Source organism: Cupriavidus phytohabitans (assembly GCF_017815025.1).
Classification (GTDB): Bacteria; Pseudomonadota; Gammaproteobacteria; order Burkholderiales; family Burkholderiaceae; genus Cupriavidus.
Genome location: NZ_JAGIQB010000003.1, coordinates 66018 through 85960, shown reverse-complemented (window position 1 = coordinate 85960; position 19943 = coordinate 66018). Strand labels below are relative to the sequence as shown.

At 67.9% G+C, this 19943-nt stretch carries 16 protein-coding genes and 1 pseudogene; 7 read left to right on the top strand and 10 right to left on the bottom strand.

Annotated elements, in window-relative coordinates:
- Positions 1 to 40: 40 nt before the first annotated feature.
- Positions 41 to 766 (bottom strand): YebC/PmpR family DNA-binding transcriptional regulator, encoded by a 726-nt coding sequence (locus tag J8I34_RS02855; protein ID WP_209805284.1) that lies wholly within the window; start codon positions 764 to 766, stop codon positions 41 to 43.
- 176 nt (positions 767 to 942) lie between these two features.
- On the opposite strand from J8I34_RS02855, the gene J8I34_RS02850 reads away from it, so the two are divergent.
- On the top strand, positions 943 to 2457 hold the full coding sequence (locus J8I34_RS02850; protein ID WP_029045664.1) for a helicase HerA-like C-terminal domain-containing protein: 1515 nt from the start codon (positions 943 to 945) through the stop codon (positions 2455 to 2457).
- Positions 2458 to 2505: 48 nt separating this feature from the next.
- Here J8I34_RS02850 and J8I34_RS02845 read toward each other — a convergent pair whose 3' ends face one another.
- The 6 genes from J8I34_RS02845 to J8I34_RS02820 all read right to left on the bottom strand — a co-directional run bounded on the left by J8I34_RS02845 (position 2506) and on the right by J8I34_RS02820 (position 10320).
- Positions 2506 to 2670 (bottom strand): DUF3149 domain-containing protein, encoded by a 165-nt coding sequence (locus J8I34_RS02845; protein ID WP_084402367.1) that lies wholly within the window; start codon positions 2668 to 2670, stop codon positions 2506 to 2508.
- A gap of 135 nt (positions 2671 to 2805) precedes the next feature.
- Positions 2806 to 3456, bottom strand: coding sequence for a uracil phosphoribosyltransferase (upp, locus tag J8I34_RS02840; RefSeq protein ID WP_029045663.1), 651 nt, complete (start codon positions 3454 to 3456; stop codon positions 2806 to 2808).
- A 163-nt stretch (positions 3457 to 3619) separates the two neighbouring features.
- On the bottom strand, positions 3620 to 5020 hold the full coding sequence (locus tag J8I34_RS02835; protein WP_245175737.1) for an MFS transporter: 1401 nt from the start codon (positions 5018 to 5020) through the stop codon (positions 3620 to 3622).
- 602 nt (positions 5021 to 5622) lie between these two features.
- Positions 5623 to 8496: a c-type cytochrome gene (locus tag J8I34_RS02830; protein ID WP_209805345.1), complete on the bottom strand. Its 2874-nt coding sequence runs from the start codon at positions 8494 to 8496 to the stop codon at positions 5623 to 5625.
- Positions 8497 to 8564: 68 nt separating this feature from the next.
- Entirely contained in the window at positions 8565 to 9062 is a 498-nt protein-coding gene (locus J8I34_RS02825; protein WP_029045660.1) for a (2Fe-2S)-binding protein, read from the bottom strand.
- Between the two features lie 97 nt (positions 9063 to 9159).
- Positions 9160 to 10320 (bottom strand): FAD-dependent monooxygenase, encoded by a 1161-nt coding sequence (locus J8I34_RS02820; protein WP_029045659.1) that lies wholly within the window; start codon positions 10318 to 10320, stop codon positions 9160 to 9162.
- Between the two features lie 351 nt (positions 10321 to 10671).
- Between J8I34_RS02820 and J8I34_RS02815 the strand changes: the two genes are divergently transcribed.
- Genes J8I34_RS02815 through J8I34_RS02800 form a run of 4 tightly spaced genes read left to right on the top strand, consistent with a single transcriptional unit; the run spans position 10672 to position 14014 of the window.
- Entirely contained in the window at positions 10672 to 11424 is a 753-nt protein-coding gene (locus J8I34_RS02815; RefSeq protein WP_029045658.1) for a maleate cis-trans isomerase family protein, read from the top strand.
- A gap of 11 nt (positions 11425 to 11435) precedes the next feature.
- Positions 11436 to 12278 carry an alpha/beta fold hydrolase gene (locus tag J8I34_RS02810; RefSeq protein ID WP_209805283.1) on the top strand — a complete coding sequence of 281 codons (843 nt, stop codon included), beginning with the start codon at positions 11436 to 11438 and terminating at the stop codon, positions 12276 to 12278.
- 13 nt (positions 12279 to 12291) lie between these two features.
- Positions 12292 to 13380, top strand: coding sequence for a 2,5-dihydroxypyridine 5,6-dioxygenase NicX family protein (locus tag J8I34_RS02805; protein ID WP_209805282.1), 1089 nt, complete (start codon positions 12292 to 12294; stop codon positions 13378 to 13380).
- Complete coding sequence (locus tag J8I34_RS02800; protein ID WP_209805281.1) at positions 13373 to 14014, top strand: N-carbamoylsarcosine amidohydrolase; 642 nt, start codon at positions 13373 to 13375, stop codon at positions 14012 to 14014. The genes J8I34_RS02805 and J8I34_RS02800 overlap by 8 nt, the downstream gene beginning before the upstream one ends.
- Before the next feature lie 23 nt (positions 14015 to 14037).
- Here J8I34_RS02800 and J8I34_RS02795 read toward each other — a convergent pair whose 3' ends face one another.
- Positions 14038 to 14793: a TetR/AcrR family transcriptional regulator gene (locus J8I34_RS02795; RefSeq protein ID WP_029045654.1), complete on the bottom strand. Its 756-nt coding sequence runs from the start codon at positions 14791 to 14793 to the stop codon at positions 14038 to 14040.
- A 70-nt stretch (positions 14794 to 14863) separates the two neighbouring features.
- Between J8I34_RS02795 and J8I34_RS02790 the strand changes: the two are divergent.
- A pseudogene (locus tag J8I34_RS02790) lies at positions 14864 to 17109 on the top strand (xanthine dehydrogenase family protein molybdopterin-binding subunit); the annotation flags it as partial.
- Between the two features lie 111 nt (positions 17110 to 17220).
- Here J8I34_RS02790 and J8I34_RS02785 read toward each other — a convergent pair.
- Together J8I34_RS02785 and J8I34_RS02780 are read right to left on the bottom strand one after the other, a co-directional pair.
- Positions 17221 to 17709 (bottom strand): MarR family winged helix-turn-helix transcriptional regulator, encoded by a 489-nt coding sequence (locus J8I34_RS02785; protein WP_029045652.1) that lies wholly within the window; start codon positions 17707 to 17709, stop codon positions 17221 to 17223.
- A 61-nt stretch (positions 17710 to 17770) separates the two neighbouring features.
- The gene (locus J8I34_RS02780) at positions 17771 to 18775 is read right to left on the bottom strand and encodes a Bug family tripartite tricarboxylate transporter substrate binding protein (protein ID WP_209805280.1); all 1005 of its coding nucleotides are present in this window, start codon (positions 18773 to 18775) and stop codon (positions 17771 to 17773) included.
- A gap of 246 nt (positions 18776 to 19021) precedes the next feature.
- Between J8I34_RS02780 and J8I34_RS02775 the strand changes: the two genes are divergently transcribed.
- On the top strand, positions 19022 to 19909 hold the full coding sequence (locus J8I34_RS02775; RefSeq protein ID WP_209805344.1) for a DMT family transporter: 888 nt from the start codon (positions 19022 to 19024) through the stop codon (positions 19907 to 19909).
- The last annotated feature ends 34 nt before the right edge of the window (positions 19910 to 19943 follow it).

Genomic DNA, 19943 nt, shown 5'->3' with positions numbered 1-19943 from the left:
TCTGTGTCCGGGCCGCCGCCATGGGGCTTGTTGCTTCAGCTTAGTCTTCGATCACCGCGTTGGTGAAGACTTCCTGCACGTCGTCGAGGTTTTCCAGGGCGTCGAGCAGCTTCTGCATCTTGGCCGCGTCGTCGCCGGCGAAGCTGACTTCGTTCTGTGGCTTCATTACCACGTCGGCCATTTCGGCCTTGAAGCCGGCGGCTTCCAGCGCGGCCTTGACCGCCGGGAAATCGTTGGGCGGGCAGGTCACTTCGATCGAGCCGTCGTCATTGGTGACGACGTCGTCGGCGCCGGCTTCCAGCGCGGCGTCCATCAGCTTGTCTTCCGGCGTGCCGGGGGCGAACAGGAACTGGCCGCAGTGGGTGAACATGAATGCCACCGAGCCTTCGGTGCCCATGTTGCCGCCATGCTTGGAGAACGCGTGGCGCACTTCGGCCACGGTACGGGTGCGGTTGTCGGTCAGGCAGTCGACGATGATGGCCGCGCCGGCCAGGCCGTAGCCTTCGTAGCGGATCTCTTCGTAGTTGGCGCCTTCCAGGCCGCCCACGCCGCGCTGGATCGCGCGCTGGATGTTGTCCTTGGGCATGTTCGCGTCCATGGCCTTGTCGATCGACAGGCGCAGGCGCGGGTTGGTGTCGGCATCGCCGCCGCCGAGCTTGGCGGCAACGGTGATTTCCTTGATCAGGCGGGTCCAGATCTTGCCGCGCTTGGCGTCAGCGGCGGCTTTCTTGTGTTTGATGTTGGCCCATTTCGAGTGACCGGCCATGATGCTCTCCGAGGCGGAAAAGGTGTTATGCGGTGATGGAATGCGGGATGCCAGGCGCGGGCGCCAGGTGACGTATATGCCTGGCGGCTGGCTATAATCAGCCGAGGATTTTATCACGCGGGCCTGCCCGCGCCGCTGCCGTGGCGAGTCCCGCGGCACTTGCTACCAGGAAGACCATGGCCGACCCCATCCTTATCGCCAAGAACGCCGAACACGAGCTGGTGCTGCTGCCGCAGATGGGCAACCGGCACGGCCTGATCACGGGCGCCACCGGCACCGGCAAGACCGTCACGCTGCAGACGCTGGCGCAGGGTTTTTCGCGTCTGGGCGTGCCGGTGTTCATGGCCGACGTCAAAGGTGACCTGACCGGCATTTCCCAATCCGGCCAGCTGTCGGACAAGCTCAGGCAGCGCCTGGCCGACCTTGGCCTGCCGGAGCCGGCATGGGGCGGGTGCCCGACCACGCTGTGGGACGTGTTCGGCCAGAAGGGCCACCCGGTGCGCGCCACGGTCTCGCACATGGGCCCGCTGCTGCTGTCGCGCATGCTGGAGCTCAACGACACCCAGCAGGGCGTGCTCAACCTCGTGTTCCGCATCGCCGACGCCAACGGCCTGCTGCTGCTCGACGCCAAGGACCTGCGCGCGATGCTGCAGTACGTGGGCGACAACGCGTCGCAGTTCACGACCGAGTACGGCAATATCTCCGCCGCCTCGGTCGGCGCGATCCAGCGGGGGCTGCTGGCGCTGGAGTCGCAGGGCGGCGATGTCTTCTTCGGCGAGCCGATGCTGAACCTGGAAGACTTCATCCAGACCGAGAAGGGCCAGGGCGTGGTCAATATCCTGGCCGCGGACAAGCTGATGAACTCGCCGCGGCTGTACGCGACCTTCCTGCTGTGGATGCTGTCCGAGCTGTTCGAGAAGCTGCCCGAGGCCGGCGATCTCGACAAGCCCAAGCTGGTGTTCTTCTTCGACGAGGCGCACCTGCTATTCAATGACGCGCCCAAGGCGCTGCTCGACAAGATCGAGCAGGTGGTGCGGCTGATCCGCTCCAAGGGCGTGGGTGTGTATTTCGTGACGCAGAACCCGGTCGACATTCCGGACACGGTGCTGGGCCAGCTGGGTAATCGCGTGCAGCATGCCCTGCGCGCATTCACGCCGCGCGACCAGAAGGCGGTCAAAGTGGCGGCCACCACCATGCGCGCCAACCCCAAGCTGGACCTGGAAACCGCGATCGGCGAACTGGGCGTGGGCGAGGCGCTGGTGTCGTTCCTGGACGCCAAGGGCACGCCGTGCGTGACCGAACGCGCCTGGGTGCTGCCGCCGGGCAGCCGCATCGGCCCGGCGACCGACGAGGAGCGCAGGCAGCTGATCGCAAACTCGCTGGTCGCGGGAACCTACGAAACGGCCGTGGATCGCGAATCGGCTTACGAAAAGCTGCGCGGCAGCGTGCCGACGGTTGCCAATGGCAAGGGCAAGCAGCCAGAAGCCAAACCGGAAGCCGAACAGGACAGCGGCTGGCTCGGCACTGCCGGGGATATCTTCGGCACGCTGACCAAGGGCACCGGCAAGAGCGGGCGCGGCGATTCGATCCTGGAGTCGATGGCCAAGTCGGCGGCGCGCACGGTGGGGTCGCAAGTAGGCCGCGAGTTGATTCGTGGCGTGCTGGGCAGCCTGCTCGGGAAGAAGAAGTAGAAGACCCGAAGGGAACGAACAAGGGCCGCGCAGTGCGGCCCTTTGTTTTCAGTGGCGCTGGGCGCCTTGCCGGGCTTTCGCGGCCTCCGCGTCCTCGCGCATCTTGCGCGCAAACATCCGCGAGAAGAACCAGCCCATGCCGATGATGAAGACGATCACGCCCAGGCTCATCAGGCCGGTGCTGGTGCTGAAGAGAATCTTGAAGGCTTCCATGGCGGGCTCCCTGGTTGGCGGCATTGGGTTGGTCGCATGTGCCGGCGGAAGAACCGCCAGCGACTGCCGCCAGTGTAGGGAGCCACGTGGCGCGGGCTATTGAGGCTGGTCAAGCCCGCGCGAGGCCGGCGCCTGTCAGTTCTTGGTGCCGAACAGCCGGTCGCCCGCGTCGCCCAGGCCCGGTACGATGTACGCATCCGCATCCAGGTGGCTGTCCAGCGAGGCCACGTACAGCTTGACGTTCGGATGCGCCTTCTGGAACACCTCCACGCCTTCCGGTGCCGCCACCAGCGCGACGAAGGTGATGGCCTCGTCCTTGACGCCGCGGCGCTTGAGCACTTCGACCGCATGCACGGCCGAGTAGCCGGTGGCCACCATCGGATCGCACAGGATAAAGCTGCGGTCTTCCAGGTCAGGCAGCCGCACCAGGTATTCGACCGGGCGGTGCTGCTCGTCGCGGTACACGCCGATATGGCCGATGCGCGCGGACGGGATCAGCTCCACCAGGCCATCGCTCATGCCCACGCCGGCGCGCAGCACCGGGACGATGGTCAGCTTCTTGCCGGCGATCACCGGGGCATCCAGTTCCACCAGCGGCGTGTCGATGCGGCGCGTGGTCAGCGGCAGGTTGCGCGTGATCTCGTAGCCCATCAGCAGCGTGATCTCGCGCAGCAGCTCGCGGAAGGTGCGCGTGGACGTTTCCTTGTCGCGCATGTGCGAGAGCTTGTGCTGGATCAGCGGGTGGTCGAGGATGAACAGGTTGGGAAAGCGCGGATCTTGTTTCATGGCTGGCGGCGAGGGCTCGGCGGGGATAGGGGCAAGCGGCTGGAGCGGGCGGCCGGGTCGGGTGGATCCAGCCGCCGCGCCGTTGTAGCCGGATTGTAATGGAAGCGGGCCGCAGCGCGGCTGCGGCCCGGTCCCCGCCAAGCTTGGCCTTAACCGGCGCGCGTCAGTCCAGCGCGCGGTCCTTGGATTCGATATCCACCATGAAGATGGCGAATGCCGCCACGGCCAGGAACGACGAAAGCAGCCCGAGCGCCAGCGTGAACTGAGTAGCCATGATTGGCGCAATGATCGAAGGGGCGAACAGGCCACCGAATCGTGCCATTGCACCGGCGGTACCCATCCCGCTGGCCCGCAGGTCCGTCGGATACACCTCCGGCGTGAAGGCGTAGAGCGCGCCCCAGGTGCCCAGCAGCGCGAAGCTCATCAGCAGGGTGGAGCCGACGATCAGCGCGGTGGATGTGCCCAGGCTGTACAGCATGCAACCTGCGGCGCTGAGCAGCAGGAAGCCGATCAGGGTCGGCTTGCGCCCCCAGCGCTCGACGCCGTGCGCGGCGAGCGCGAAGCCGGGCAGCTGGACCAGCGCGAGCAGGATCAGGAAGACCTGGCCACGCATGAAGCCAAGGCCCTGTCCGGCCAGCTTCACCGGCAGATAGACAAAGACACCGTAGTAGGCGATCGAGATCAGCATCCACGCGGCGAGCAGGCAGATGCTGCGGCGCCGGCATCCGGCCGCGAACAGCGCGAACACCGATTTGCGCTCCATCTTCTGCGGCTCCAGCGCCCCGATTTCCACCGATACCCGGTTGGCTTTGGCAACGCGCTGAAGCACCGCGCGCGCCTCTTCCGAACGCCCCGATTTATTCAGGTAGAGCGGCGATTCCGGAACAAAGAACCGGACCACCACGCCGACCAGCGCGGGGAGGCCAGTGACGAGGAAGATCAGGCGCCAGGCATCATCGCCACGCGACAGCGCGACCAGCGCAAGGATGGCGAGCAGGATGGTGCCGACGGCCCAGAACGACTCAAGCAGCACCAGCCAGCGCCCGCGTCGGTCGGAGGGGAGAAATTCGGCCATCATGGTGTAGTCGACGGGCAGCGTGCCGCCCACCCCGATGCCGGTCAGGAAACGCAGCAGCAGGAGCCACTGGAAATCCGGGGCGAAGGCCGAGGCGACGCCGCAGATGGCGTCCAGGATCACCGCCATCATCAGCACCGGCCGGCGGCCGATCCTGTCCGCCAGCCGGCCGAACGCAAAGGCGCCGATCAGCATGCCGACGAAGAACATCGTCCCGGTCTGCAAGGCAGTCGGCACAGGGATGCCGAATGTCGTGGCAATGGAAGGCGCGGTGAAGCCGATCGACAGCACCTGCATCGCGTCGGCCAGCCAGACCAGGCCAAAGATGGCGAACAGCCGATACTGGAACCGGCCGACGCCGGCTGCGCGAATGCCTTGCTCGATCGTGATGGTTTGGGACGACGATGCCCGGGCGCTTGGCTGCGGGGGCGCGCCGACCGTTGCCTGCGGGATTGTCGTTGCTGCCATTGAGGAAATTGATGACGACATGTTGTCTACCTTGTCTTTATAGGCTGGATCTTGAATTCGGAAGCCCACGCGCCGCGTTGCGGCGAAGCATGGTGGCTACCCCAATCTAGCGAGGCCAGAACTGACCAGGTAGTCCTCTCGCAACACCTTCCTGATACTGATACGACATAGTCACTCCTTGTTGTCTACCCTTGGTTGTCCGGGCCCGAATTCCCAGTCGGCACGGCGGTGGACTATGCAAGCCCCGGGCCAGCGCTTCCGGTGATGTAAAGGGCCAATCTTGTGGTCTTCTTGTCTTGTCTGCCGCTCGTCTGCGCGGTTCTTGCGCCGTCCTTGTGCCGTCCTTCTGCCGGGAGGCACCGCGGCGCGGCTTTTGGTACCGATGCCGGCACTCATGTAGTGCGCACTACATGATCGTTCAGCGTAAGCTACATGAAACTGGCGGGCAAGGCCGAACTGCGGTTTCTCTCCTCGGGGTTTTCCCGCGCCTGGCGCGCAGTGCGCCGATATGTCGGCGCAGGTCTCCCTGCCCGGTGGCAAAGCGCCTTGCCAGGCACGGCACGGATACTGTCAGCATGGATGCGGAAGGCGCGGCAAGCGGCCGCGCAGGCCTCCGCTGGTCTTCAGTGCGCAGGCGCCGCGCGCAGCCGCGCGACGGTGTTCTCCAGGTCCTGCCAGGCGGGTTGGTCCGGGGCAAAGCGCGCGCGCAGGTACTGCACCAGCTGCGCGATCTGCCGGTCGTCGAAGGTGTCGGCATAGGCCGGCATCGCGCCCAGCTCGCTGTTGGGCGGCGCGGGCATGCCTTGCAGCAGCACCTGGATGACGTTGTCAGCCAGCTTGCTGTGCAGGTTGGTGTTGAGCGCGAGCGACGGCTTCACGCCGAACTGTGCGATGCCTTGCTCCGACTGGTGGCACACCGCGCAGGCGCTCTGGTACAGCCGTTCACCGGGTCCGCCGAGCGTGCGCGCGGCCTGCGCGCTGCGTTGCTCGATCTGCGCCGCCTGCGCGGCCAGCACGGAAGGCGCGGCGGAAGCTGAGGGCGAGCCGAACGACGCGACGTAATGCGCGATCGCGCGCACATCCGCTTCGGGCAGCTGCGCGAGTTCTTCCACCACAGGCGCCATGGGCCCGGCGGCTGCGCCATGATGCGGCGCATAACCGCCGCGCAGATAGGTGAACAGCGCCGCCTCGGTCCACGGCACCGGCGCGTGCGACAGCGCGGTCAGCGGCGGCGCTTCCCAGTTTTCGGCACTGCCGCCGGTCAGGTACTTGCGACCTCCCTGCTCGGCGCCGAGGGCGTTGCGCGGCGAATGGCAGGCGCTGCAATGGCCCAGCCCTTCGGCGAGATACGCGCCTCGGTTCCACTGCGCGGAGCGGGCGGGATCGGGCTTGAAGGGTTCGTTGCGATGGAACAGCAGGTTCCAGCCGGCCAGCAGGGGGCGCACGTTGAACGGGAATGCGAGTCGGGTCTGCGGTACCTCTGACTTCACGGGCTCGGCCGACATCAGGTACGCATACAGCGCCTGCATGTCGGCATCGCTGACCTTGGCGAACGCGGTGTAGGGGAAGGCCGGATAGAGGCGCCGCCCGTCGCGGTGGATACCCTCGCGCATCGCGCGCTCGAAGGCGGCGAACGACCAGTTGCCGATGCCGGTCTGCACGTCGGGCGTGATGTTGGTGCTGTAGACCGTGCCGAACGGCGTTTCCAGTGGCAGGCCGCCCGCGTTCTTCACGCCGCCGGGGGCGGTATGGCAAACCGCGCAGTCACCCGCCGCGGCCACCAGGCGGCCGCGCTCCAGCGTCGCCGCGGAATAGAAGCCGGGCCCGGGCGGTGCGACTGGCGCAATCGGCGCGCGCCACGGCATCAGCGTCGCGCACAGGCCGGCCGCGGTCGCGGCAGCGGCGGCGATCCAGCCGCGCTTGCTGCGCTTGCCGAAGCGCGTGTCCTCTGGCTTGTCTTCGCGCTCGGCCAGCGCCAGGCGGATGCGTTCGGCGCTGAAGGGCGGTGTGCGCAGGCGCACGCCGGTGGCATCGAAGATGGCATTGGCTACGGCGGCCGCGGCGGGCAGCGTATCGCCCGGGCCCGCGGCCAGCTGGTCGCGCCCGGTGAGCGCGCCGGCCAGGCGGACTTCCGGCAGCGCCGCGCTGGTAGCCACGGCGGGAAGCGATTGGCCGGCAGGCGCGTCCGTGGCGGGCCAGGTGTCGAAGGCCGGGCCGGCAGCGGTCAATCGCAGCGTGGCGTCGGCGACGGCCTGTTCCAGGGAGCGCGCAGCAGGTGCGGCTTGCGCGGGCGCCAGCGATTCGCTGTCATGCCCCACCGTCACGCGCGTGACCGCCAGTTCGCCGGTGGTGCCGTCGACTTCAACTTCGGCGACCCATGCCGACCAGGTCTGGCCGGCATCGTGGTCGACGGTGTGCGCATAGGCAAAGCCGCGACCGCGCCGCACGTTGCCGGCCGATGTGGCGGCATGCGGGGCGGATGGGATCCAGCCGGCGCGCTCGCTGACCTGCCTCACGAGGGCCGAGCCGCGCGCGTCGTCGAGGTGCGAGAGCCGCAGCGAGACCGGATCGGTCCCGGATGCGGCGGCAATTTCATCGAGATGGGATTCGCGCGCAAAGACATGGGCGCGCGCCGCGGCAAGCGGTGCGGCATCAAAGGCGGCCACGGCGCCGGCGGTGCCGACATCGACATCGGGAATGCGATACGGCGGCATGACCGCGCTGCCGCTGTCGCCGGTATCCGTGACGGGCGAGGCCGTATGCGTCAGCCACAGTGCCAGCGGCACGGACGGTGCCGCCGTGCCGGCCAGCGTTGCGGCGTAGGCGTCGATGGCATTGCCGCTTTGCGCAGTGTCGACGCGCACGGCGAGCTGCGCACCGGACAGGCCGATATCGTCGGCGCACAGCCGGCGCATCACGGGTTTGCCGGCGGCATGGGCCAGCAGTGCGGCGTCGGCGGCTGCGTGGTGAGCGAGCAGCGCCGGATCGCCGGCATCGGCGGGCGCCTGCCAGCCGGACAGCGCGACCTGTTGCGGCGCAATGCCCAGCAGCGCGGCCAGTTCTTCGCGCAGCGCGCCCGGGCGCGGAGTTGGCAGCCACACGTGCAGCATGCCGTCGCGCCAGTCCGCGATCGCGGTGCAGAACGCTTCGGTCCGGGTGCCGGCCAGGGGCCACTGGTAGTGCTGCGCGTGGCGCGTGGCGGCGCTGGCAAGCGCGCGGGTGGCGTCGCCGCGCTGCGCAACGGCGTGGCGCGGCACGGGAGCGTCGTCCGCGCGAGGCGGCGCCGACCAGCTTGCCTCCAGGGCGCTGATGGCATTGGCCGCCAGCGCATCGCTTTCCGCGACCACGCCGGCAAACCGGTTGCGCACCACGACCGCGCGAACCCCGGGCAACGCCAGGGCGGCATTGCGGTCCGCGCCGAGCAGGCGCGGTGCCAGCGCCTTGCCGTCGATCCAGCGCAGCCCTGGCGGCGTCAGCACATGGGCAACGAGACACATGGAAGCCGGCGGTGGTGCGAGTTCCGTCAAGGCGCCGGTTTCCACCGCCTGCCGTACGAGTTCCTGCTTCACGATGCCGCTCCCTCGCCGGCCTGCCGCATCAGCACCGCGGCGCGCTGCACCGCGCGCACGATTTCCACGTGCGTGCCGCAGCGGCACAGGTTGAAACGCAGCGCCTCGCGGATCTGCGCTTCATCGGGATCGGGATTTTGCGCGAGCAGCGCCTTGGCGGTCATGATCATGCCGTTCAGGCAATAGCCGCATTGCGCGGCCTGCTCGTCGATAAAGGCCTGCTGCACCGGGTCGGGATGCTCCGCCGTGCCCAGGCCTTCCAGCGTGGTGACCGCGTGGCCCACCGCCGCCCTGACCGGCAGCACGCACGAGCGCGCGGGCAGGCCGTCGACCAGCACCGTGCACGCGCCGCACTGGCCCAGCCCGCAACCGTACTTGGGGCCATTGCACGCCAGGTCGTTGCGCAGGATATAGAGCAGCGGCGTGTCAGGCGCCACGCTGAGCGTGTGCTCGGCGTGGTTGACTTGTAGCGTCAGGGGGCGAGGCGTGTTCATCGGGGGCGGCAGGTTGCAGATCACGCGGCGGGCACGCCGCGCCCCTTCGTGCGAGGGGTTGCAGCGTGCGGGTTCAGGTCAGGCCTAAGGTCTGGCGTTACGCCGCCGCGGACAGCGGCGCAGGCCCGGCCGACACCAGCGGCACGTTGAACACATCGTAGCCGAAACACCAGTCCGGGTTCTCGTTGCTGCGCAGCCACGTATTGTTGTGCGAGACCAGCTGGACCTTGCCGGCGCGTTCGGCGCGGTTGGCTTCATACAGCGCAAACGCGGCGGCGTAGTCATCCAGGCCGGTCTCGGTGAAGCAGCGCGTCAGCATGGCGGCATCCTCGATCGCCATCGCGGCGCCCTGTGCCATGTGCGGCTTCATCGGGTGGCAGGCATCGCCCAGCAGCACCAGGCGGCCGCGGCTCCACAGCGGCAGCGGGTCGCGCTCCAGCAGCGGCCACTTGGTCACTTCGACCGTGCCTTCGATCAGCGACTGCACGCCCTCGTGCCAGCCGTCGAACGCGGCGCGCATTTCCTCGATGCTGCTCGGCACCCAGCTCTTGCTCATGTCCCACTCGGGCTCGGGCACGCCGGTGACGTAGTAGATCTCGTCCAGCTTGCTGGTGTCGAAGTACACCATCATGTGGCGGTCGTCGGTCCACCACTTGGTGCAGCGCTCGTGCGTGAAGCCCTTGACGCGCGAGATCGGGAACACCGCGCGGTGCGCCACGTAGCCGGTGTACTTGGGGGGCTCGGCACCCAGCAGGGTTTCGCGGATGCGGGAGTTGACGCCGTCGGCGCCGATCACGATATCCGCCTGGTCCACCGTGCCGTCGGTGAAGCGCAGTTCGACCACGTCGCCCTGGTCAGTGACGCTTTCCAGCTTCTTGTTGAAGAACAGCGTGCCCGGGGCCACGGCGTCGGTCAGCAGCTTGTGGAAGTCGCCGCGGTGCACGGTCAGGTAGCTGGCGCCATAGTGCCGCTCCGCGTAGTCGCCCAGCGGGATCTGCGCGATCACTTCGCCGGTCAGGCCGTCGCGGCTGTACCAGTAGTCGGGGTGGCAGCCCATGTCGTTGAGCGCGTCCTCGATGCCGATGCGCCGCATGATCTTCATGACGTTGGGCCCCACGTGGATGCCCGCGCCCAGGCGCGAGAACGCCGGTGCCTGTTCATACAGCCTGACTTGGAAGCCGGCTCGCTGCAGCAGGGCGGCCGCGGCCGTTCCTCCGAGTCCGGCGCCGACAACTGCGATTCGCGGTTTGCCTTGCACGTTATTTCTCCTGGCAATGACACATGGGGTCGATGGGGGCTTGGTCGACCGATCTTGGTTGACCGTTGAAAACGAGTGTACACACTCAAAATATCAACAGCAAGAAAGAAAGTACCGATCCTATGGAAAACCCTTACGACATCATGATTCGTCATGAACATTGCTTGAATGTGGCGAATTAGTGCGCTAAAACAGGGATTGATTAATTAAGTATGCACTGAACGAGTGAATCTCGCACGGCACAGATTCTATTTGCCTAGATAAAGTGCGTACACTACAATCGATCGCAGCATGCAAGGCCATCCGGGCAGGGCAGGCGGGTAGACAGACAAACAGATGACGGAGTCGACAGTGCAGAAAGTTTTCCGAATCGGCCAGATCGTGCCGAGCTCCAACACCACGATGGAAACCGAGATCCCGGCCATGCTGGCCGCGCGCCAGCTGGTGCGTCCGGAGCGCTTCACCTTCCACGGCAGCCGCATGCGGATGAAGAAGGTGGTCAAGGAGGAACTGGCGGCGATGGATGCCGAATCCGACCGCTGCGCGGTGGAGCTGAGCGATGCCCGCGTCGATGTGCTCGGCTATGCCTGCCTGGTCGCGATCATGGCGATGGGCCACGGCTACCACCGCGTGTCCGAGCAGCGCCTGCAGGCGCACACCGCCGAGAACGGCGGCGACGCGCCCGTGATCACCAGTGCCGGCGCGCTGGTCGATGCGCTCAAGGTGATGGGCGCGAAGCGCATCGCCGTGGTGGCGCCGTACATGAAGCCGCTGACCGAGCTGGTGGTCGACTACATCCGCAATGAAGGCTACGAGGTGGTCGACTACCGCGCGCTGGAGATCCCCGACAACCTCGAGGTCGGCCGCCACGACCCGTCGCGGCTGCCGGAGATCGTCGCGCAGATGGATTTCGCCGATGCCGATGTCATCGTGCTGTCGGCATGCGTGCAGATGCCGTCGCTGCCGGCGGTGGCCAAGGTGGAGGCGATGACCGGCAAGCCGGTGGTCACCGCCGCCATCGCCACGACTTATGCCATGCTCAAGCGGCTGGGCCTGGAGCCGGTGGTGCCGGGCGCGGGCGCGCTGCTGTCCGGCGCCTACTGAAGGAGCCGGACATGACGACCAGCACCTTCCCCGGTACCTTCCTCTACGGCGCCAACGTCCATGCCAACGGCATCCGCCAGCACTACCTGCGCTATGGCGGCCAGGACGGCGCGCGCGCGCAGCGCGATGCCGTCATCATCGTGCCCGGCATCACCAGCCCGGCGGTCACCTGGGGCTTCGTCGGCGAGCAGTTCGGGCGGCAGTTCGATACCTATGTGCTCGACGTGCGCGGCCGCGGCCTGTCGCAGGCCGGCGCGGAACTGGACTACGGCCTCGGTGCGCAGGCGGCAGACGTGATTGCGCTTGCCGAAGCGCTCGGGCTGCAGCGCTATGCCATCGTCGGCCATTCCATGGGCGCGCGTATCGGCATCCGCGCCGCGCGCAGCAAGCCCGCTGGCCTGACGCGGCTGGTGCTGGTCGATCCGCCGGTATCGGGCCCGGGCCGCCGTGCCTATCCGGCACAACTGCCGTGGTACATCGATTCGATCCGGCTGGCGCAGCAGGGCATCGACGCGGAAGGCATGCGCCGTTTCTGCCCGACCTGGACCGAAGAGCAGCTGCGCCTGCGCGCGCAATGGCTGCATACCTGCGACGAGCGCGCGATCCTGGCCAGCTTCAACGGCTTCCATGAAGACGATATCCACGCCGACCTGCCGCGGATCGACGTGCCGGCCCTGCTGATGACCGCGGGCCGCGGCGACGTGATCCGCGAGGAAGACGTGCAGGAGATGCGCAAGCTGCTGCCCGCGCTGCTGGTCGCGCATGTCGCCAATGCCGGCCACATGATCCCGTGGGACGACGAGACCGGCTTCTACCGCGCCTTCGGCGACTTCCTCGGCGCTGCGCTGACCTGATCAAGGAGGGAACATGCCCGTAAGCGATTACGACCTGACGGCGGCGTGGAAGCAGGTGCTGACGCTGTCGAAGCTGCAGCCGGGGCAGACCGTCACCGTGCTGACCGGCGCGGCCACGCATCCGCAGACGCTGCGCACGGCGCTGGTGGCGGCGCAGTCGATGGGCGCCATCGTCAACCGGCTCGACCTGCCGCCGGTCAACGGCGAGAAGGCGCTCAGCCGCGACGCGCTGGCCTATCTCGGCACGACGCCGCTGACCGGCAATCCGGCAGCGATTGCCGCGCTCAAGGCCAGCGACCTGGTGCTGGACCTGATGACGCTGCTGTTCTCGCCCGAGCAGCACGAGATCCTGTCCGGCGGCACCAGAATCCTGCTGGCGGTGGAGCCGCCCGAGGTGCTGGCACGGCTGGTACCGACCGAGGCCGACCGCACCCGCGTCAAGGCCGCTACCGAGCGGCTGGGCAAGGCGCGCGAGATGCATATCGTGTCCGATGCCGGCGTGGACCTGCGTTGCCGCCTGGGTGAATTCCCCGCGATCAGCGAGTACGGCTTTGTCGACGAGCCCGGCCGCTGGGACCACTGGCCGAGCGGCTTCGTGCTGACCTGGCCGGACGAGGGCGGCACCAACGGCACCATCGTGCTCGACCGCGGCGACATCCTGCTGCCGATGAAATCCTATCTGCAGGCGCCGATCCGCATCACGGTCAAAGCGGGCTACGTGCGCCGCATCGAAGGCGGTGTCGATGCCGAGCTATTGGCCGACTACATGGCGTCGTTCAACGACCCCGAAGCGTATGCGATGTCGCATATCGGCTGGGGCCTGCAGCCGCGCGCAAGCTGGTCGGCGCTGGCGATGTACGACCGCGAGGCCACTATCGGCATGGACGCACGCGCCTACGAGGGCAATTTCCTGTGCTCGTTCGGCCCCAACAACGAAGCGGGCGGCAGCCGCACCACCGCCTGCCATATCGATATCCCGGTGCGCCACTGCACGGTCAGCCTCGATGGCGAGCCGGTGGTGGTGCGCGGCAAGGTGATGGACGGGCACCATGCTCCCGCCGCATCGCTCTACAAGGCAGACAAGGACTCGCGCCATGAATGACGCAGTGCAGACCTACCAGCGTCAGGGCTTCGGCGCGTCGATGGAACTCAAGGCGCCGTACGGCCTGCTGATCATCGATTTCGTCAACGGCTTTGCCGACCCGGCCGTATTCGGCGGCGGCAATATCCCCGAGGCCATCCGCAACACGCAGCCGCTGCTGCGCGCCGCGCGCGAGCAGGGCTGGCCGGTGGCGCACAGCCGCATCGTGTTTGCCGACGACGACAGCGACCACAACATCTTCACGCTGAAGGTGCCTGGCATGCTGACGCTGAAGGAAGATGGCCATAACAGCCAGATCGTGCCCGAGCTGGCGCCCGCGCCGGGCGAGCTGGTGGTGCGCAAGACGGTGCCGTCGGCGTTCTTCGGCACCTCGCTGGCGGCGTGGCTGACGCAGCGCGGCGTGCAGACGCTGCTGGTGGCCGGCTGCGTCACCAGCGGCTGCGTGCGCGCCAGCGTGGTCGACGCGATGTCGCTGGGCTTCCGCCCGCTGGTGGTGTCCGATTGCGTGGGCGACCGCGCCATCGGCCCGCATGATGCCAACCTGTTCGACATGGCGCAGAAGTACGCGACCGTGCTCACGCGCGACGCAGCGCTGGCGCAGGTTGCGGGTGAAGGCGTCCGCGCCGCCGCTTGAGGTTGGCGGCCCGGCGCTGCGTCTCAGGCTGCAGCCGCCCGCCTGTTCCGTGCGGCCTTGCGCGCCGGCGCAGCCGGCGGCACGCTGGCTTCCGGCACGGCCCCGGGCACCGTCACCGTGCGCAGCACTGTCTGCTGGATCACATCGCGCCAGTGCGCCAGCGCAGGCGGGCTCATCATGGCCTCGCCCAGGAAGGCGCCGAGCGTATGATGGTTGGAGTTGTAGAAGTAGCCGAGCGAAGCGATCACCATGTAGACATCGCGCGCGCCGATCTCGGGACGGAACAGCCCGGCGGACTTGCCGCGCGTGAGGATCCCGTCGAGTACCGACAGCGCGTAGCTGGAGATTTCCTTGAGCCGGACCGATTTCTTGGCGTGCTTGCCCTGGCTCATGTTCTCGCTGGACAGGATCGCGACGAACTCGGGGTGGTCGAGGTAATACTGCCAGATGAAGTCGATCAGCTGCGACAGCGCGCGCACGGGGTCGGCGGCGTCAAGTTCGTGCTCGAGCTGCTGCTCGGCTTCGTTGAGCTGCAGGTAGATGGTCTCCAGCACTTCGACGAACAGCTTCTCCTTGCTGCCGAAGTAGTAGTAGATCATCCGGTCATAGGTCTTGGCCAGCGAGGAAATGCGCTCGATGCGGCCACCGTCGTAGCCGCGCTGGGCAAAGACCTTGATCGCGGCTTTAAGGATGCGCTCGCGGCTGTCCTGCGCCTGCCTGGCCCGGGTGCCTGGGGCAGCTCGCTTGGCGGACGGTTTCGCCGCGGTGGAGTTCGTCATGATGGTTGGGTGGCTCTGACTCTGTTGGCTGGCAGTATAACGGTGCCCCGTTGAAGGAGATTGGAAGACGATGACGGCAACGACCCTGCAACCCGTGGCACAGGCCGATCCCGCCACGCCCCGCGCGCTGCGGCTGGCGCTGCTGCAGGCGGCCGGCGTGCTGCTGGTCACGCGCGCGCCGCAGGCGGCGGCGCGTCCCGCGCCCGGCCAGCCCGGCGCGGCGTCGGATTACGTACCGGCGCTGCCGGATATTTTCATCGCCGTGCGCGACAGTGGCGAGGTGCTCGCCTTCAATGGCCACGTCGACCTTGGCACGGGCATTCGCACGGCGCTGGCGCAGATCGTGGCGGAAGAGCTCGACGTGCCGCTGTCGCAGGTGCGCATGGTGCTGGGCCATACCGAAGCGAGCCCCAACCAGGGTCCGACGATCGCCAGCGCATCGATCCAGATCTCCGCCATCCCGCTGCGCCGTGCCGCGGCGCAGGCGCGCGCGTGGCTACTGGCGCGTGCGGCACAGCAGCTTGGCGTGGCGCCGGATCAGCTCGAGGCGCAGGACGGCGAGTTCCGCGTCCGGGGAGCCGACGCCGCCATCGGCTATGGCACGCTGGTGCAAGGCGAGCATGTGGCGCTGCCGTTGGCCGAAGACGTGCCAATCAAACCGGTGGAGTCCTACCGCATCGTCGGCCGCTCCGCGGGCCGCGTCGATATCCCCGACAAGGCGCGCGGCGTGCTGACTTTCGTCCATGACGTGCGCGTGCCCGGCATGCTGCATGGGCGCGTGGTGCGGCCGCCTTACGCCGGCCGCGACAGCGGCGACTTTGTCGGCAACAGCCTGCTCGCGGTCGACCGCGAATCGGTGCGCGATGTGCCGGGACTGGTCGATGTGGTGGTACAGGGCGACTTTGTCGGCGTGGTGGCCGAGCGCGAAGAGCACGCGGTGCTTGCCGCGCGCAAGCTGCGGGTGCATTGGAAACCCGTGCCGCCGATGCCGTCGCTCGCCGACCCTGAACCCGCGCTGCGCGCCAACCCGGCGACGCGCCGCGAACTGCTCAACGACGGCGAGATGCCTTCGGCCGGCGCCGGCAAGACGCTGGAACGCCATTACGTCTGGCCATACCAGATGCATGGTTCGATCGGTCCGTCGTGCGCGGTCGCTGACTGTCATGTGGATGGGCTGACGGTATGGTCGGGCACGCAGAACCCGCACGTATTGCGCATCGACCTGGCGCGCCTGTGCGGGCTGGGCGAGGACAGCATCGAGATCGTGCGCATGGAAGCCGCCGGCTGCTACGGCCGCAATTGCGCGGACGATGTCTGCGCCGATGCCGCGCTGCTGTCGCGTGCCGTCGGCCATCCGGTGCGCGTGCAGCTGTCGCGCGAGCAGGAACACCTGTGGGAACCCAAGGGCGCGGCCCAGCTGATGGATGTCAGCGCAACGCTGGGCACCGACGGCGAACTGCTCGGCTATGACTTCACCAGCCGCTATCCGTCCAACGATGCGCCGACACTGGCGCTGGTGCTCGCCGGCATCGTTCCCAACGCGCCGCGCACGCTGGAGATGGGCGACCGCACCGCGGTGCCGCCGTATGCCTACCGCGCGCGCCGCATCGGCTGCGACGACACGCCGGCCATCGTGCGGGCGTCATGGTTGCGGGGCGTGTCGGCGCTGCCGAATTCGTTCGCGCATGAATGCGTGATCGATGAACTGGCCGCCGAAGCCGGCGCCGATCCGATCGATTTCCGGCTGCGCCATCTGCCCGACACGCGCGCCGCCGAGCTGCTGCGCGCGGTGGCCGACGCGGCGCGCAGGGTTCGCGCGGCAACGCTGGCGACGACGGCATGCTGCGCGGGCGCGGCGTTGCCTATGCGCGCTATATCCACAGCCGCTTCCCCGGATTCGGCGCGGCATGGGCTGCATGGGTGGTCGATGTGGCGGTGGAAGTGGCAACGGGCCGTATCACCGTGGAGAAACTGGTGGTCGCGCAGGACACCGGCATGATGGTCAACCCCGATGGCGTGCGCCACCAGATCCACGGCAACGTGGTGCAGGCGTTGAGCCGGGTGTTGAAGGAGCAGGTGCGCTTCGACGCCGACGGTGTTGCCAGCCGCGAGTGGGGCAGCTATCCGTTGCTGACGTTCCCGGAAATCCCGCCGATCGAGGTGGTGCTGATGCCGCGGCAGGAAGAGCCGCCGATGGGGGCAGGGGAGTCGGCATCGCTGCCGGGAGCGCCCGCGATTGCCAATGCGTTGTTCGATGCCATCGGGGTGAGGCTGCGGCGGCCGCCGTTCGTGCCGGAGACGGTGCTGGCGGCGCTGCGGCGCTGCGGGGCTGAGGGGCTGAGGGCCTCAGCATACCGCTGTCTGGCTCCCTCTCCCGCACGCGGGAGAGGGGAGCAAGCGATCGGGAATCCGAAGGAAAAAGGGCGCTCACGCGCCCCCATTCCCCTCATCGATCTCACTCATCTTCCGCAGCAGGTACGTCACCGCCACCCGCTCCGCGGGATTCAAACCGCCAAACGTCTGCTCCGAGATCTGCTTCGCAAACGGCACCGTCTCATCGATCAGCGCCAGCCCCCCGGGCGTCACCGTCACCACCACCTTGCGCCGGTCGTTCGGGTCATGCGACACCGCAACCAGCTTGCGCGCCTTCAGCCGCTCGATGATGCCGCGCACCGTCGCCTGGTCGATCGCCGTGGCGCGCACCACTTCGTTCAGCGAGCACGGCTGCCGGTCCCTGACCGCGCACAGCACCACGAACTGCGCCGCGGTGAGCTGCGAATCCGGGATGGTCTGCTGGAAGATCGCCACGTGGCGCTGGTAGGCGCGCCGCAGCAGGTGGCCGACCTGTTCGGTGAAATCGTAGTCGGGGGCGGTCTGGTCTGCTGACGGTGCGGAGGATGCGGAGGGGTTGGGCACGTCGACGTGATGCGTTGGATGAGCGTGCCCAGAGTATATCCGCTGCCTGCCGGTCCGCTAACTACTCCACAGTGATCGCTGCCGTCTTCGCCACCTTGCCGAAGCGCTCGTATTCCGACTGCGTCAGCGCCTGCAGTTCAGCCGCGCTGGACCCCTTGGGATTGAAGCCCGCCTGCACCAGCTTCTCGCGCACATCGGCACGTGCCAGCGCCTCGACGAAGGCGCTGTTCAGCGCCTGCACCACCGGTGGCGGCAGGTTGGCCGGCCCATAGACCCCGAACCATGGCTCGACCGCATAGCCTTGCAGCCCCGCTTCGGCCAGCGTCGGCACGTCGGGCAGCGACGGCGCGCGCTGCTTGCCGGCCACCGCCAGTGCGCGCAGCTTGCCCGCCTGGATATGCGGCAGCGATGCCGGCAGGTTGTCGAACATCACGCTGATATGGCCGCCCAGCATGTCGTTGATGGCCGGGCTGCTGCCCTTGTACGGCGCGTGCGTCAGGCTGGTCTGCGTCATCTGCGCGAACATCGCGCCGGCCAGGTGCATCGAGGTGCCGGTGCCGGCGGTCGCATAGGTCAGCCCCGGATTGGCCCTGGCGTAGGCCACCAGTTCCTTGACGGTCTTCACCGGCAGCGCCGGGCTGACCTCCAGCACGATGGTCGACGTGCCGAGCAGGCTGATCGCGGTGAAGTCCTTGCGCGGGTCGAACGGCACCTGCTTGTAGATATGCGGGTTGAGCGCATTGGTGGAGATCGCGCCGAAGCCGATGGTGTAGCCGTCCGGCGCGGCCTTGGCCACGGCGTCCATGCCGACATTGCCGCCGGCGCCGGGGCGGTTCTCGATGACCACCGGCTGCCCAAGCTTCTCGCCCACGCGCTGGCCGACCGTGCGCGCCACCAGGTCGGTGGTGCCGCCGGCGGCGTAGGGCACGACAAAGCGGATCGGACGGGACGGATAGCCGTCGCCGGGTGCGGCGGCGGCACCGAAGCTGGCGGCGAGCGCCGCGGCCCCGGTCAGCGCAGCGAGCAGCAGCGCGCGGCGGCCGGCGTGTGCGGGATGGGTTGGCATGGCGAGAAGTCTCCTGGGGTTGTTATTGTGGCGCCGGCCGTGACGCAGGCGACGCGCGGCCATTGTAGGGGATCGGCAGGACGCGCGGCGGGCCGGGGCGGCCGCCGATGCGGTTGCGTCTTTTCGAATACAATCGTCGGGTCGCTTCGCGGGGCCGACGCGGGGCCGGTATGCACCGGTCCCGCGGCCCGCTTTCCACGTATTCCCGTGTCCGCCTCCCAGAAGTCCCTCGCCGCGCCTGCCGCGCTGCCGTCGCCGCAGCGCGCGGGGCTTGCCATCGCCGCCGTCGGCGCGGTGCTGTTCTCCGCCAAGGCGATCGTCGCCAAGCTGATGTACCGCTACAACGTCGATGCCGTGATGGTGCTGACGCTGCGCATGCTGTTCGCCGTGCCGCTGTTCATGGCGATCGGCTGGTGGCAGTCGCGCCGCCTGGCGCCGCTGTCGTGGGCGGACCGGGGGCGCGTGGTGTTCCTCGGCTTCATCGGCTATTACCTGTCGAGCTTCCTCGATTTCATCGGCCTGCAATACATCACCGCCGGGCTGGAGCGGCTGATCCTGTTCCTGACGCCGTCGTTCGTGCTGCTGGCCACCGCGCTGGTATTCCGGCGGCCGATCAGCTCGCGCCAGTGGCTGTCGCTGCTGCTGGCCTATGCAGGCATCGTGCTGGTCTTCGCCCATGACCTCGACGTCAGCGGCAGCCAGGTATGGCTGGGCGGCGCGCTGGTCCTGGGCAGTGCCATGACGTACGCTGTCTACCTGATCCTGAGCGGCGAGCTGGTGCGGCGCATCGGCTCGCTGCGGCTGGTGGCTTATGCGATGTGCGTGTCCACCGCCTGCTGCGCGATCCAGTATGTGGCGCTGGGCCGGCCCGTGGCCGAGCTGGCGCAGCCCGCGCCGGTGATGTGGCTGTCACTCATCAACGCGGTTTTCTGTACGGTGCTGCCTGTGTCGATGACCATGGTGGCGGTGGCGCGCATCGGTGCGCCGCTGGCGTCGCAGGCCGGCATGATCGGCCCGGTATCGACGCTGCTGCTCGGCTACTGGCTGCTGGGCGAGCCGATGAGCGGGGTGCAGCTGGCCGGCAGCGCCCTGGTGCTGGCCGGCATGTACCTGCTATCGGCAAAGAAAACCTGATGCATTGGCCGGACCGGACAACCGAAGGCCGTAC

Coding starts and splice junctions, on each gene's coding strand:
- J8I34_RS02855 (WP_209805284.1), bottom strand. CDS start 766: ATGGCCGGTCACTCGAAATGGGCCAACATCAAACACAAGAAAGCCGCC.
- J8I34_RS02850 (WP_029045664.1), top strand. CDS start 943: ATGGCCGACCCCATCCTTATCGCCAAGAACGCCGAACACGAGCTGGTG.
- J8I34_RS02845 (WP_084402367.1), bottom strand. CDS start 2,670: ATGGAAGCCTTCAAGATTCTCTTCAGCACCAGCACCGGCCTGATGAGC.
- upp (WP_029045663.1), bottom strand. CDS start 3,456: ATGAAACAAGATCCGCGCTTTCCCAACCTGTTCATCCTCGACCACCCG.
- J8I34_RS02835 (WP_245175737.1), bottom strand. CDS start 5,020: ATGTCGTCATCAATTTCCTCAATGGCAGCAACGACAATCCCGCAGGCA.
- J8I34_RS02830 (WP_209805345.1), bottom strand. CDS start 8,496: ATGTGTCTCGTTGCCCATGTGCTGACGCCGCCAGGGCTGCGCTGGATC.
- J8I34_RS02825 (WP_029045660.1), bottom strand. CDS start 9,062: ATGAACACGCCTCGCCCCCTGACGCTACAAGTCAACCACGCCGAGCAC.
- J8I34_RS02810 (WP_209805283.1), top strand. CDS start 11,436: ATGACGACCAGCACCTTCCCCGGTACCTTCCTCTACGGCGCCAACGTC.
- J8I34_RS02805 (WP_209805282.1), top strand. CDS start 12,292: ATGCCCGTAAGCGATTACGACCTGACGGCGGCGTGGAAGCAGGTGCTG.
- J8I34_RS02800 (WP_209805281.1), top strand. CDS start 13,373: ATGAATGACGCAGTGCAGACCTACCAGCGTCAGGGCTTCGGCGCGTCG.
- J8I34_RS02795 (WP_029045654.1), bottom strand. CDS start 14,793: ATGACGAACTCCACCGCGGCGAAACCGTCCGCCAAGCGAGCTGCCCCA.
- J8I34_RS02780 (WP_209805280.1), bottom strand. CDS start 18,775: ATGCCAACCCATCCCGCACACGCCGGCCGCCGCGCGCTGCTGCTCGCT.